13 protein-coding genes are annotated in these 13,855 nt (G+C 46.4%); all 13 read right to left on the minus strand.

Translation table 11 applies throughout. The features are described 5' to 3' along the window. Positions 1-22 precede the first annotated feature (22 nt). Complete coding sequence (locus A0U42_RS05560; RefSeq protein WP_065360196.1) at positions 23-943, minus strand: transketolase family protein; 921 nt, start codon at positions 941-943, stop codon at positions 23-25. Further along, positions 943-1,785, minus strand: coding sequence for a transketolase (locus tag A0U42_RS05565; protein ID WP_218055524.1), 843 nt, complete (start codon positions 1,783-1,785; stop codon positions 943-945). Before A0U42_RS05565 ends, A0U42_RS05560 begins: the two co-directional genes overlap by 1 nt. A 76-nt stretch (positions 1,786-1,861) precedes the next feature. Beyond that, positions 1,862-2,899 (minus strand): zinc-binding dehydrogenase, encoded by a 1,038-nt coding sequence (locus tag A0U42_RS05570; RefSeq protein WP_044504374.1) that lies wholly within the window; start codon positions 2,897-2,899, stop codon positions 1,862-1,864. A gap of 122 nt (positions 2,900-3,021) precedes the next feature. After that, positions 3,022-4,296, minus strand: a complete 1,275-nt coding sequence (locus A0U42_RS05575) for a PTS galactitol transporter subunit IIC (protein ID WP_065360197.1) — start codon at positions 4,294-4,296, stop codon at positions 3,022-3,024. Between the two features lie 31 nt (positions 4,297-4,327). Then, positions 4,328-4,618 carry a PTS sugar transporter subunit IIB gene (locus A0U42_RS05580; protein WP_044504376.1) on the minus strand — a complete coding sequence of 97 codons (291 nt, stop codon included), beginning with the start codon at positions 4,616-4,618 and terminating at the stop codon, positions 4,328-4,330. A gap of 23 nt (positions 4,619-4,641) precedes the next feature. Continuing rightward, the gene (locus A0U42_RS05585) at positions 4,642-5,115 is read right to left on the minus strand and encodes a PTS sugar transporter subunit IIA (protein ID WP_065360198.1); all 474 of its coding nucleotides are present in this window, start codon (positions 5,113-5,115) and stop codon (positions 4,642-4,644) included. A gap of 264 nt (positions 5,116-5,379) precedes the next feature. After that, on the minus strand, positions 5,380-5,670 hold the full coding sequence (locus A0U42_RS05590; RefSeq protein WP_044504378.1) for a PTS sugar transporter subunit IIB: 291 nt from the start codon (positions 5,668-5,670) through the stop codon (positions 5,380-5,382). A gap of 74 nt (positions 5,671-5,744) precedes the next feature. Further along, positions 5,745-7,670, minus strand: a complete 1,926-nt coding sequence (locus tag A0U42_RS05595) for a BglG family transcription antiterminator (protein ID WP_065360199.1) — start codon at positions 7,668-7,670, stop codon at positions 5,745-5,747. Between the two features lie 585 nt (positions 7,671-8,255). Then, entirely contained in the window at positions 8,256-9,017 is a 762-nt protein-coding gene (locus tag A0U42_RS05600; RefSeq protein WP_065360200.1) for a sulfite exporter TauE/SafE family protein, read from the minus strand. A gap of 146 nt (positions 9,018-9,163) precedes the next feature. Beyond that, positions 9,164-9,739 carry an indolepyruvate oxidoreductase subunit beta gene (locus tag A0U42_RS05605; RefSeq protein ID WP_065360201.1) on the minus strand — a complete coding sequence of 192 codons (576 nt, stop codon included), beginning with the start codon at positions 9,737-9,739 and terminating at the stop codon, positions 9,164-9,166. Then, the gene (gene iorA, locus A0U42_RS05610; RefSeq protein WP_065360202.1) at positions 9,739-11,520 is read right to left on the minus strand and encodes an indolepyruvate ferredoxin oxidoreductase subunit alpha; all 1,782 of its coding nucleotides are present in this window, start codon (positions 11,518-11,520) and stop codon (positions 9,739-9,741) included. Before iorA ends, A0U42_RS05605 begins: the two co-directional genes overlap by 1 nt. Positions 11,521-11,555: 35 nt before the next feature. Next, entirely contained in the window at positions 11,556-12,455 is a 900-nt protein-coding gene (locus A0U42_RS05615; RefSeq protein WP_065360203.1) for a hydroxymethylglutaryl-CoA lyase, read from the minus strand. A 10-nt stretch (positions 12,456-12,465) separates the two neighbouring features. After that, positions 12,466-13,674: a CaiB/BaiF CoA-transferase family protein gene (locus A0U42_RS05620; protein WP_218055525.1), complete on the minus strand. Its 1,209-nt coding sequence runs from the start codon at positions 13,672-13,674 to the stop codon at positions 12,466-12,468. Between the last annotated feature and the right edge of the window lie 181 nt (positions 13,675-13,855).

The following is a 13,855-nucleotide window of genomic DNA, read 5'->3' on the forward strand; positions in this document are numbered from 1 at the left end:
TAATCACATACGTAGTATTAACTTATTTCGTTTCAGCCGCTTTTACGATGGCCGCTGCTGTAAGGCCATATTTTTCTAATAATTCTGCCGGCTTGCCGGACTGGCCAAAGCAATCGTTAACGCCGATAAAGTCCTGCTTGACCGGGCAATGGCGTACTAATACTTCACTGACAGCCGATCCCAGTCCACCGATGACGCTGTGTTCTTCGCAGGTAACGATATGGCCTGTCATCTTAGCCGTTTCTATGACGAGTTCTTCATCCAAGGGTTTCAGCGTATGGATGTTGATGACCCGGGCATGGATTCCCTTGGCTTCCAATGCATCTGCAGCTTCCAGCGCTTTAGCAGCCATGATGCCCGTCGCGATGATGCCGACGTCACTGCCTTCACGTAAAATTTCGCCTTTCCCCCACTGGAATTGATAGGAATCATCGTGGATATCAGGCACTTCGGCGCGGCCGAGGCGGATATAGACAGGACCTTCATAGTCGACAGCCGCTTTCAACGCTTCCTGCGCTTCTTTAGCGTCAGCCGGGTTGATGACGGTCATATTGGGCAGGCTGCGCATGAGAGAAAGGTCTTCAATAGCCTGATGGCTGCCGCCGTCTTCACCGACGGTAAGACCGGCATGGGTTGCAGCAATCTTGACATTTAACTTAGGATAGCAAATAGAATTGCGGATCTGTTCAAAGGCACGGCCCGTTGCAAAGATAGCAAAGGTACTGGCAATGGGAATCTTGCCGGCTGTCGCCAGACCTGCTGCCGTCCCCATCATATCGGCTTCAGAAATACCCATATTGAAGTAACGTTCTGGAGCTGCCTTCTTAAACGAAACGGATTTCGTCGCATTCCCTAAGTCGGCATCCAATACGACGACGCGGGGATTTTTATATAATTCAGTTTCCAGCAGCTTACCATAGGCTGCCCGAGTTGCCATAGCCATTACGCTTCGCCTCCTTCTCCCAGTTCTTTCAGTGCCTGGGCGCACTGTTCCGGTGATGGAGCCTTGCCGTGCCATCCTACTTGATTTTCCATGAAGGACACGCCTTTGCCTTTGACGCTGTGGCTGATGACAGCCGTCGGCTTATCTTTAATGCTCTTGCCGGCAGCAATAGCGCCGCGGATTGCTTCGTAATCATGGCCGTTGATTTCGATGACATTCCAGCCAAAGGCCTTAAATTTATCACTGACAGGATTGACGGTCATGACTTCGTCGTTGGTACCATCGATCTGAAGTCCGTTGCAGTCGACGAAAAGCATGACGTTGTCGAGATGATAATGGGCTGCGCTCATGGCAGCTTCCCAAATCTGACCTTCCTGGATTTCACCGTCGCCGGCAATGACATAGACCTGCCATGGGGCCTTATCCAGTTTTGCTGCCAGTGCCATTCCGTTAGCTGCAGAAAGGCCTTGCCCCAGCGATCCTGTTGACATGTCGACACCAGGAACCTTTTTCATATCCGGGTGGCCCTGCAGCATGGCGCCGGTCTTACGAAGCTTCCAGAGCTCTTCTTCGGCAAAATAGCCGCGTGCCTGGAGCGCTGCATACAACGCCGGTGCAGCATGGCCCTTGGAGAGGACGAAGCGGTCGCGGTCCGCCATTTTCGGCTGTGCCGGATCGACATGCATCGTTTCAAAATAGAGGACGTTCAAAATATCGATGATGGAAAGGGATCCGCCGGGATGACCGGATCCGGCCTCGGTCAGCATGCGCACGATGTTGCGGCGCAACTGACAAGCGCGTTTTTCCGTTTCCATTTTCACGGTACTGCAATCTATGTTCATACGAAAACCTCCTGAATGGGATATTACGTCATAACACGCCGGCCCAGACCGGCGTGTCTACGACTACTTTTTTCTATTAGCCAATCGGATGCATGACGATTTTTGTGGCTTCGCCGCTCTTCAGCATTTGATAGGCTTTATCCCATTCGTCGATACCTACTTCATGGGTAATCATCTTATCAGCGTTGATTTTGCCTTCGCTCATGAGCTGCAGCGTCGGTTCCCAATCGTGCGTATTCTGGCTGCGGCTTCCGTATACGACCAATTCTTTTTGAATGATCTTGGAGAAGTCTACGGGTACTTCGTCTTTGGCAAATAAGCCAATCTGTACGTACTGCCCTTTCTTACGGAGCAAATCCATGCCGGACTGCATGGAGGGAACGGCACCGGTGCAGTCATAGCAGACATCAGCGCCATAACCGTTGGTCAGTTCATTGACAAGAGCTTTGACGTCATCTTTCTGTACATCGACGATGTATTCTACACCAAATTTTTCCTTGGCAATCTTCAAACGGCCCATATCCGAAGTGAGGCCGGTCATGATGACACGGCCGCCGCGGGCCATGACGACTTGTGCCGTCAAGAGACCGATCGGCCCGGGACCCAGGACGAGGACGATATCTCCCGGTTTTATATCGGCTTTATGTACGCCATGGTAAGCGCAGCAGGCAGCTTCCGTAATCGAGGCCTGACGAGTGGTTACATTTTCCGGCAGGATGTGGCAGCTCTGGGCACGGGCCAGGATATACTGTGCCATGGCACCGTCCTGCTGTGTCCCAAGGCCTTTGCGGTGAGAACAAAGGTTGTATTCGCCAGCCTGGCAATATTCGCAGGTTCCGCAGACTTCAAAGGTCGTTTCACTGGTAACGCGGTCGCCTACCTTGACGTTGGTCACGCCGGGGCCTACTTCTGCAACGACGCCGGCAAATTCGTGACCGATAGTGAGGCCTTTGGCGTTGACGTTGTAGTGACCTTCATACGTGTGAATATCACTGCCGCAAATGCCGATATATTCTACCTTAATTTTTACCTGGCCTTCGCCGGGATTCGGTTCCGGTTTATCGATAACAGCCCAATTACCTGCGCCTTCTTGCATCTTAACGAGTGCTTTCATGATAACTACCTCCTATAAAAATACACTTTTATGAATTTAAATTCTAATTTCAGTGGAAAATATCTTAAAAATAGTCAAAAAAATAGATGCAGGGCGGTTTTACGCCCTGCACGGGCATATAATTATGCAAACAATGCAAAGATCTGGAAGATGATGAAGTTGACGAAGTTGCCTGCCTGGTCAATGGAAGAAATGAGAGCGGCGCCGTCAGGCATCTTAAACTGTGCCATGAGGCCCATGGACGTCTGGAATTCAGCCATAAACGAAGCAATGAGTAAGGATATGCTGATAACAACGACGCCGGCGATGACGGAGTGAATGATGTTGCCGCGGGCGGCAGCTACGATCATCGCAACGAAGAAGGGAATGGTCGCCAAGTCGCCAAAGGGCAGTACGATGTTGCCGGGAAGGATGACCGCCATTAACAAGGTAAGCGGGACGAGAATCAGGGCCGTTGCGATAACAGCAGGATGGCCGGTCGTAACCGCTGCGTCGAGACCGATGTAAATCTTAGCATTTTCCGAGTCTTCGCCAAAGCGTTTCTGTAAAAATTCACGAGCCCCTTCCGAGATGGGAATCAAGCCTTCCATGAGAAGCTTAACCATACGCGGCATGAGAACCATGACGCCGGCCATAGCCATGCCGACCTGGATGATTTTACCGGGATTATAGCCGGCAAGCGCACCGATGATGATACCTAAGAACAAGCCCATGAAAATCGGTTCGCCGAAGATACCGAAGCGTTTCTGAATAGAAGCCGGGTCCGCTTTGAGGTCTTTGATGAAAGGAATCTTCTGGATAAGCCAGATAAGCGGAACGCCAATAGTTGCATAGGAAGCTGCCGAACCGGTCGGAACGGAAATCCCTTCGAGACCGAAGTATGTTTCCATATACGGTGCCGTCCAGTCAGCAATTTTCAAGATGGCGATTTCGAAGAGAACAGCGGCAAGGATAGCCATGATGAAGCTGTTCGACAAGGCATAAACGCAAGCACCGCAGAAAGTGAAGTGCCAGTAGTTCCAAATATCGACGTCCATCGTCTTCGTCGTCTTGGTGACGAGCATGACGAAGTTTACTAACAAGCCGATTGGGAGAATCGCCGCGGCGATCGGCGATGCCCAAGCAATACTTGCCGATCCCGGCCAACCGACATCGATAGCCGTCAGCTGGATGCCGAAATTGGCAACCATAGCCTGTGCTGCCGGTCCCAAGTTATCAACTAACAAGGCGACAACTAAGTTGATTCCTACAAAACCGACGCCGATAGTCAGGCCGGAGCGGAAGGATTCTGCCGGTTTAACACGGAACAGTAAGCCGATGAAGAAAATGAATACTGGTAAAATAACGGTAGGCCCAAGAGCTAAGAATGCTTGTACCATGGGTGTTAATTGTTCCATTTTATGAAACCTCCTTTATAAGACACCTCTATTAACTTTTTAATTCTTCGATAATTTTTGCAATGGCTTTGTCTTTTCCAATTCCCGTAAGGAAGGGGCGGCCATCGATGACGGGGAATTTATACTGGTCCTTATCGACGACGGTCGTCGTGATCAAAAGATCAGCCCGATCGGCATAGCCGGGTACTTCCATCATTTTGCACTGAATCATATTGATGTCTAAGTTGTGTTCCTTAGCAATTTTCTGTACGGCGCTGTTGACCACCGTAGAGGTAGCAATACCGGTACCGCAAGCAATTAAAACTGTTTTTTTCGTATTCATGATAAGTTCCTCCTTATACACTATTATTCTGCTGAGTTGTTAAAGACACGTTCTTTTATGAAGTTTACGATGCTCTGTTTATCATTTTGCGTTTTCAGATAGGTCAACGCATCTTCATCTTGGAAAACCCCCATGAGGTTCTGCAGGAGATCGATTTGTGCGTGCGGCTCTTTCATAGCTAACATGACAACGAGATCGACGGAAACCGTTTCTTCATCGTCACCCATGATGACAAAGTCGACGGGCTTCGTTAAACGCGCGAAACAGATAGCCGGTTCATTTACGTGTTCGGCATCCGTATGGGGAATCGCTACCCCTCCTGCGACAGTCGGCAGGCCGGTAGCAAAGACTTTTTCCCGGGCAATGACAGCGTCTTTATAACTATCCTTGACATACCCCAGCTTTTGCAAATGACATGCTAACTGTTCTAATAAATCAAATTTGTCTTTGGCTTCTACATTGAGGAGAACGAGCTCCTGCTGTATTGTACTATCCATATGCATCCTCTTTTCTTTATGTGATAATTTTTATGGTTCTGTTTTGTGTCTTTCTCTTGAGCTGACTACAGTATACCAAGCGAGAACTTTCCCTCATAGTTATAGTTACTTCCACGCATGCGGAAATTTTTCATTCTTTATGGGCCGATTTATTTCCTAAATCGAATTGCGGAAAATTCTTACAAGTAATACCTTCCTGGAAAAATAAAAAAGAGAGACGGTTTTAACACCATCTCTCTTTTCAAAAAGTATTTCGCTATAAAATTATGCTTTGAGGACTTCTACAATTTCCGCAATTACCTTGTCTTTTCCGATTCCCGTAAGGAAAGGGCGACCACCGATGACGGGGAACTTATATTGATCCTTATCGACGACCGTCGTCGTAATCAAGAGGTCGGCCCGGTCTGCATAGCCCGGAACTTCCATCATCTTGCACTGGATAATATCCACGTTCAAATCGTTTTCATTGGCAATTTTCTGTACAACCGTGCTGACAACCGTAGAAGTGGCAATGCCGGTGCCACAGGCAATTAAAACAGTTTTTTTCGCATTCATAGTAACATCTCCTTACGTTTTCAAATATTATAATTTATATAGGACGCAGCCCTGTAGCAGGAACTTCGTGATCCTTATGGTATCACCTCGGCAAAGAGGCTCATAAATTGTTCAAAATCCCGGATTTTCCGCATTTGCTCGGCACCATTGCCGTCTTTGATGAAATTATATAACCGCAAGAATACCTTTTCCCACAGTGCCGATTTTTCTTGTTCAATAGTCAACAAAAAGACGATCTGCACCTGCATGTCCCCCCAAGGAATGGGCTTTTGCAAGGTCAGCACGGAAATATTGGATTTGACATGTTCCGTATCCATGGCATGAGGCAAGGCAGCCAAGTTACCGACGGCTGTCGAGCTAAGTTGTTCCCGTTCAAAGACGGATTGCTTGCTCTGTTCATCCATATAGCCGCCTTGAACGGCTTGATCCGTGAGAAATTCCAAGCATTCTTCCCGTGTTTTAAAATCCTTATTAAGAAAGAAGGAATCACCATGGAAAAAGCCTTTCATCAAATCATCACTGCCGACTTCATCTTGGCGATGGAAAACGACGCGTTGGATTTTTTCGATGTCTTCTTTTTGCAGCATGTGATTGACGCTTAAGATTTTCGGCGATTCCATCGGTAAGGGTACCGTAGAAAAGATAAAGTCGGCATCATCGATGATATCCTGTGTCACCTTGTATGCAGGCAGGACATCGACGACTTGTATGCTGTTGCGGAAATGTTCCCGAACCTTGGCCTTTAAGAGCATCGAAACACCCAGTCCTGCAGAGCAGACGATATACACTCGTTTTACTTCATCAAGATCCATCATGCTGTTCCGGCTCATGGCAGCCCCAAAATGGAGGGCAATATAACCGATTTCATTTTCATTAAACTGGACACCTTCGATATCGCTCACAATCTTTGCGGCATAGACGGAAATCTGGAAAGGCACGGGATAGTCATGCTTTACCGTTTCTAGCAGTTCATTCCGTATGGCCATGTGGAACTGGACGCGGGCAATAGCAATGCGCAGATGCAGCATGAGCCCTTCTTTCAAGTACGAATCGTCGCTAAAATCGAGACCGAACTTTTCATCGACCCTGTCCAGTATAGTTTCTACCAATTGCCGGATGTGATCATCATTCAATCCCGATTCACCATCGTGGAACTTTTTCCCCGTCAAGAGGCACTGAGTCAGATAAAACACCTCGCTAAAGGGCAAATCGATGGACAGCTTTTCGTTAATACTGTTGGCGATTTTCTTTGCCGTATCGTGTTCAAAGGAAACTTCCAGTTTTTGAGCCAGACTAGACGTAATAGCCAAGGTATGGCCCCGTTGTGACCGCAATACAGATAAGGCAACCTGTACGATAAGGTTATGCTGTGCCGTATCGGTAAAGGGCAGATTGCGAACTTCAGAAATATTGAGCAAAATATCTTGATACTGTACATCAGACGTCTGTGAAAAAATCCGTTCTTTAACGAGGGGATTCTCTACTTCTTGAAGATAATCGACGATAAAACTGCGGATATTTCCCTCTTCACCGGCAATTCGCAAGCCTTCTGTTTTGTACTGTTCCAGTGTCAGGTTCCATTCCTCTAGTTTCAGCCACGTTTCGGCAAGGTATTTTTTTATCGTTGAAATACCGACATGCATCTCTTCAGAAAGATGCATCTGCGTAACCGAATCATCATCGATACACGCTACGATAAACCGACCGATAATATAATTCTGTTGTGATACAGACTGTAACATTCCTACCTGAGTTTTAGATTCATCGGAAAGTTGAAGAAGCACTTCTCTCGGTTCCTTCACTTCCAATCGATAGCCTTTATTGGGGGCAGCAATGATTTCGCTTTTAAAGGACTGCAACCGTTCCTGCAACTTTTTCATATCCGATCGGACAGTACGGGAAGAAACGCCGATCTGCGTGGCAATGTCTTCCCCAGTCATGCCTTCCGGACGGGTAATGAGAAGCTCTATAATTTTTTTCTTTCGTGACTTTTTGTCCATACAACTATTTCCCCCTTTTGTATGGAAGTTTCGTATCGGTATATACCGAAACAGCATATATACGGCAATATCGTATATACCGCAACGCTGTGTATACCGTAATATTATGATATATATGCATAATATTGTTCACTTTATTATAACAGTTTCCGTATTTACATCATAGACGGATTTATTTCCGCAATTTACGGAAACGGCAGTCATCGAAACACATAAGATTTTCACTTTCAATAAATCATGAAAACCTTTGCCGCATCTGCTTTAGGATGCTGAAAAAAAATACAAAGACACTGTACTGTGAACGGTTAATCATCCAGTATACACTTGAAAAAATATAATACGCATTATTTTGGGTACCGATTTACGATGATATCTTTTATACGGCCAAACAATCGCCGGCCTGCCCTTCCATTGGGGTTAATACGCCCAACTATCGCTGCAATCATTTATGGCTGCTCGATTTTCACTCATTAAAAATACTCTCCTTCAAACAGCCTGAGAGATTATAATTTCTCAGTTCTGCCTGAAGGAGAGCCTGTGAATATACCCGGCCTTCCGGAAAAACGCCTTCTAGAGAGCGATGTTTTATCCCCCCATAAATAGGACTACGGCTCCGATACCGGGGATGATCGTCATGACAAACTTTAATATCCGATGCGGTATCCGTTTCGTAAATCTGGCCCCAATATAAGTCCCCGCCATAAGACCGGCAACGACTTGGAGAAAGAGAATGGCATCCAGATTTCCTTCTAAAAGATATCCGAATCCTCCAAAAACAGCGATTGGAAAAATCACCAGCATAGTCGTACCGACTGCAATCAGAATAGGCAGTCGGTACAGGATGAGTAAGACGAGTTGAATAAAAGGAGTGGCGCCAATACCGAAAGTTCCCGAGAGACATCCGAGGGCAAAACCTGCCGGTGCAGCCATCAGCCAAAACTGCAGTGGTGAAACAAGTTTTTCCGTAGGGGTATAAGAAAAAAGGGGTATCCCCGGCTGATACAGGCACAGATACATGAGGATTGTGGAAAGAATAAGCATCCCCCCCGTAAGGTAGTGAAGCGTCGCAGCCGGAATCAACGATGCAAATTTAGCTCCGGCAAAAGCTCCCACGGCCCCAAACACCCCCAAGGCGATACCGGTATAGAGATTCACATTCCCTTCACGGAAATGACTGACGGCACCAGAAAGGGTAGTAAAACTCATGGCACCGAGGCTGGTCCCCATGGCCAGATGGATCGGCACATTAAATACGGCCGTAAGCACCGCGATGACGACACCGGCCCCACCACCGCCGGTCAAACCTAAAAGACACCCCACGCCAAACAAGGTCATAAAAATCAGCATATCCATTCCTCCATTATGCTTGGTGAACGTAAAAAGGCTCTGCATACGACCTACTTGTATACAGAGCCTTCAGCTAATCTATTCACCGTAACGCTATCATAGAAAGATATTAGTCCATCTTCTAATATCCCCTGTCTTGCTAAAAATCAGATTGCAGCAAATCCGGCATCAAAGGCCTGCTTGTTGATTTCCACAAAATTCGGTTTAACCGTTCGGGCAATGATGTCCTTCCAATCAATATCGGTCATTCCCAGCGCTTTAATCAGCGCTCCCAGAAGAACGATATTGGCGCTCTTAGGATTTCCCAAATCGGCTGCAATTTTCGTCGCATCGAGACTCATCGTCGAAACTTTTTCAGCCAGTTTTTCAATAATGTTTTCCGGATATGTTTTTGATCCTGACAGAATCGGCATAGACGGAATCCGATACGTATTTACAACCATTTTTCCGTCCTGCTTCAAAAACTTCGCATAACGGGCCGCTTCCATTTCTTCAAAGGAAACGAGGATATCTGCCGTCCCTTCTCCGATAATCGGTGAATATACTTTTTTCCCAAACCGAACCTGGGTGCTGACACTGCCGCCTCGCTGACTCATGCCGTGTACTTCACTCATTTTCACGTCATACCCGTTTTCGATAAGTCCTGTTGTAAGAATCTTACTGGCCAGAATCGTCCCTTGACCTCCCACACCGACAAGGAGGATACTTTTTACATCATTCATTATTGATCTCCCTTTCTGCTGATAGCTTTAACCGGACATACCTGCATGCAAACTTTGCACCCGACACAGTCGACTTCAACAATTTCCGATTTTTTCTCTTCCAAATTAAAGCGAAGAGCCGGACATCCTGTCGTCAGACATTTTTTGCACCCGATACACTTTTCTTTATCGATAACGCAAGGTACCTTGTCCAAGTTGAATTCCTTTTTATCTTCAGAAGAAAACTTCTTCAAAATACAGGGCCATTTAGTAATGATAACAACCGGTTCGTCTTCAATAGAATACGCCCAGTCCAGTGCCGATTTCATATCGGATAAATCGTTCGGATTGACCGTACGAACATGGTGGATGCCAAGAGCCTGAACGACTTGTTCCACATCGATGATTGTCGTCGGTTCCCCTTTAATCGTATATCCGGTTCCCGGATTTTCCTGATGACCTGTCATACCGGTAATTCGGTTATCAAGAATGACGCAGATCGTATTCGACTTATTGTACGACACTTCCGTAAGGGCATTGATACCGGTATGGAAGAAGGTCGAATCGCCCATGACCGCTACTACGCGCTTTGCCTGCCCGCTTTTAGAAAAAGCCCGCACTAATCCATGGCCGAGAGAGAAAGCACTTCCCATGCACAGAGCCATGTCCTTCGCATTAAGCGGTTCCGATCCGCCTAAAGCATAGCAACCAATATCGCCGACCATAACCGTATCTTTTCGTTTTGACAGCTCATAGAAAAATCCGCGGTGCGGGCAGCCGGCACAAAGCGCCGGCGGTCTGTCGACAATAAGCTCCGGTTCGACGAGAACTCCCGTATAACTTTCTCCCAGAATTCCTTTTGCAATGCGGTTCGGATTCAGTTCATCGATGCCGGGAATAACGTCTCTCCCGTGGCAAGCAATCCCTGCCTTTTGGATTTGGTCTTCCATGAAGGAGTCCAGTTCTTCTACGACATAGAGCTCATCTACCTTGTCTGCAAAAGCACGGATTTTTTGCAGCGGTAAGGGGTATGTAAAGCCCAACTTTAAATACGAAGCTTTATCCCCAAAGACTTCCTTACAGTAATTGTAGGAAACACCCGAAGTGATAATGCCGATTTTCGTGTCATTCATTTCCTCAAAGTTCAGTGCCGTCTGTTCGCTGTATTCTTTCAGCTTTTCTTCCCGTTCTTCAACGACATAACGACGTACTTTAGAAATGGCCGGCACCGGATCCATTTTATCTCTCTGTTTGACATAAGGTACAGCCGAAAAGCTATGACGGTCCGCGGTCTGTACTAACCCCTTAGAATGACAGACACGCGTCGTCATCCGAATCATTACCGGTGTGCCGTAACGTTCACTGACTTCATAAGCTTCAGCCACCATATCTTTCGCTTCTTGCGAATCAGAAGGTTCCATCATGGCAATCTTGGCAAATTTCGCATAATTACGATTATCCTGTTCGTTCTGAGAAGAATGCATCCCCGGATCATCAGCCGATACGAACACCATACCGCCATTCACCCCTAAATAAGCAAAGGTAAAAAGCGGATCCGCAGCCACATTGAGGCCAACCATCTTCATGGCAGCAAAAGAGCGAACGCCGCCAATAGAGGCACCAATAGCGGCTTCCATGGCCACCTTTTCATTCGGTGCCCATTCGGACGAAATTTCATCATACTGTGCAATATTTTCCAGAATTTCCGTACTGGGAGTACCCGGATAAGCCGATGCAAACGATGCTCCAGCTTCATATACACCTCTGGCAATGGCTTCATCACCCGTCATTAATTGTCTCATTTTTACCTCCTATAAGAAAACCCTTATCGTCTTTATCAACCTTTATAAGCTTTAATCACACTGCCGGTCGGCGTCGCTTGAATCTCGTCACACATAGAGCGGACTAATCCCAAAACTTTATCCAGGTTATATCCCGTCTGGTACCCCATAGCATGCAGCATATGTACTAAATCTTCTGTAGCAATATTCCCTTTCGCTCCCGGCACAAAAGGACATCCGCCTAACCCGCCTGCAGCTGCATCAATGGCAGTTATCCCTTCTTCTACGGCGGCATAGGCATTAGCTAACCCCATGCCGTAGGTGTCATGGAGATGGATACCGATTTGGCTGACATCGCATATTGTTTTTAAGGCCCGGATGATTTCTTTAGTATGGACCGGATTAGAAATGCCTGCCGTATCCCCGAGTCCAATGCGAGTAACGCCAACATTGAAGGCTTCTTCGCAAAGATATTTAACACGATCTGCCGGCACTTCATCGCCAAAAGGAGATCCCAGCCCACAAGCCAAGGCAAGGGTCATTTTAACGCCTTTGACTGCCGACGCCATCGTCTTAAAGTTAGCTAAGGATTCCTCAATGGTCCGATTTGAATTCCGTTTATTATGTTCTTCACTGGCTGAAATGACGAATTGAATACTCGTAGCTCCAGCCTTCAACGCATTCTCAATGCCTTTACTGTTAAGGGCTAAGGCCATGAATTCAATATCTTTGCCGAGTTCAGCCGCATATTTTTTACTTTCCTGCAGAACTTCCGCAGCGTCTTTCATCTGCGGTACCCACTTAGGGCTGACAAAAGATACCAAATCAAAAGATTCGGCGCCATAATCAATCATTTGTTTAATATACTTAATCTTTGTTTCCGTAGAAATAGGAATTTTATGATTTTGCCAACCATCACGAGGACATACTTCTACGACGGTTATATCTTTTTTCATGCTTATCCTCCTATTTGATAGCTCCACAAGCCTTCATTTCAGTAATTTCATCATCAGAGAAGCCCAGTTCTTTCATAATTTCCACATTGTCTTCGCCAAGATCCGGTGCCGACTTACGATAGGTGCAAGGATATTCATCCATTTTAATGGGGTTGCCCAAGACCGTAAATTCACCGCCGTCCTTATCAGGTACTTTGACCAACATCTCTCTGGCTTCTACAATATTTTTATCGTTGCAAACATCGGCAATGTCATAAATAGGACCGGCCGGAACACCGACACCAAGGATAATATCAACGACCTCACGACTCGTCTTATCACTCGCCCAAGCTTCAATGATCTTCTTCAAGGAATCGGCATTTTTTTTGCGTAATTCCGTGTTTTCATAAAGGGGATCTTTTGCCAGTTCCGGCATCCCCATAGCGGCTGAAAGATGTTCAAAATGTTTATCGGTACCGCTTGCCAATACAAAATACGCATCCTTGGCTTTAAACGAATCATACGGAGCCGAAGAAATATATTTATTCCCGGTCTTCTCCGGCACTTTACCGGTATACAGATACTGCATGAGTTTCGCTTCCATACCAGAAACAATAGAATCAACGAGAGCTACATCAATTCGCTGGCCTACACCGGTTTTCTGACGCTTAATCAAGGACGCCAGGATACCCATACAGCAGTTCATCCCGGCCATCATATCGCCAATGGCCATGCCGGCACGAGTCGGTTCTGAACCGGGCCATCCGGTAATGCTCATGGATCCCCCCATCGCCTGGGCAATAAGGTCATAACCCGGTCTTGAAAAATAAGGACCATACTGGCCAAACCCCGAAATAGACGCAAAAATAATACGGGGATTAAGGCTTTTACATTCTTCATATCCGAAACCCAATTTTTTAATGACACCGGGGCGCATATTTTCCAAGAGAACATCGGCCGATTTGACTAATTCAGAAAAAACTTTTTTCCCCTCTTCTGACTTCAAATTAACAGCAAACCCGCGTTTATTCCGATTCAGATTTCCAAAATACATGCTGCGGCCGGTTTTAGCATCTAAAGGACGGGCGTAGCGGCAAAACTCCCCTTTCGTCAGCAAGTTTTCTACCTTAATGACATCGGCCCCCATATCAGCCAGAAACATGCCGCAATACGGACCCGCTAAAAATCCGGTAAAATCAAGGACTCGAATACCTTCCAACAATCCTTCTGTCATTTTCATCAATTCCTTTCTCCTATATATACTAGTTATTTGATTGTCTCTGCCTATATGTATGAAATAATAATGCCAACTATAAAAAACAGCTTAGTTACGGGATTCAGCAGTCTCTATCAAACCGCATCACGACTTGTGTATATATTTTTTTACATATATTTGACATCTCATCTATTTTTACGTACAC

The organism is Megasphaera sp. DISK 18, from assembly GCF_001682955.1.
GTDB classification, from domain to species: domain Bacteria; phylum Bacillota; class Negativicutes; order Veillonellales; family Megasphaeraceae; genus Megasphaera; species Megasphaera massiliensis.

Excerpts from the sequence above, each read along its gene's own strand:
- A0U42_RS05560 (WP_065360196.1), bottom strand. The coding sequence starts at position 943 with ATGGCTATGGCAACTCGGGCAGCCTATGGTAAGCTGCTGGAAACTGAA.
- A0U42_RS05565 (WP_218055524.1), bottom strand. The coding sequence starts at position 1,785 with ATGAACATAGATTGCAGTACCGTGAAAATGGAAACGGAAAAACGCGCT.
- A0U42_RS05570 (WP_044504374.1), bottom strand. The coding sequence starts at position 2,899 with ATGAAAGCACTCGTTAAGATGCAAGAAGGCGCAGGTAATTGGGCTGTT.
- A0U42_RS05575 (WP_065360197.1), bottom strand. The coding sequence starts at position 4,296 with ATGGAACAATTAACACCCATGGTACAAGCATTCTTAGCTCTTGGGCCT.
- A0U42_RS05580 (WP_044504376.1), bottom strand. The coding sequence starts at position 4,618 with ATGAATACGAAAAAAACAGTTTTAATTGCTTGCGGTACCGGTATTGCT.
- A0U42_RS05585 (WP_065360198.1), bottom strand. The coding sequence starts at position 5,115 with ATGGATAGTACAATACAGCAGGAGCTCGTTCTCCTCAATGTAGAAGCC.
- A0U42_RS05590 (WP_044504378.1), bottom strand. The coding sequence starts at position 5,670 with ATGAATGCGAAAAAAACTGTTTTAATTGCCTGTGGCACCGGCATTGCC.
- A0U42_RS05595 (WP_065360199.1), bottom strand. The coding sequence starts at position 7,670 with ATGGACAAAAAGTCACGAAAGAAAAAAATTATAGAGCTTCTCATTACC.
- A0U42_RS05600 (WP_065360200.1), bottom strand. The coding sequence starts at position 9,017 with ATGCTGATTTTTATGACCTTGTTTGGCGTGGGGTGTCTTTTAGGTTTG.
- A0U42_RS05605 (WP_065360201.1), bottom strand. The coding sequence starts at position 9,739 with ATGAATGATGTAAAAAGTATCCTCCTTGTCGGTGTGGGAGGTCAAGGG.
- iorA (WP_065360202.1), bottom strand. The coding sequence starts at position 11,520 with ATGAGACAATTAATGACGGGTGATGAAGCCATTGCCAGAGGTGTATAT.
- A0U42_RS05615 (WP_065360203.1), bottom strand. The coding sequence starts at position 12,455 with ATGAAAAAAGATATAACCGTCGTAGAAGTATGTCCTCGTGATGGTTGG.
- A0U42_RS05620 (WP_218055525.1), bottom strand. The coding sequence starts at position 13,674 with ATGAAAATGACAGAAGGATTGTTGGAAGGTATTCGAGTCCTTGATTTT.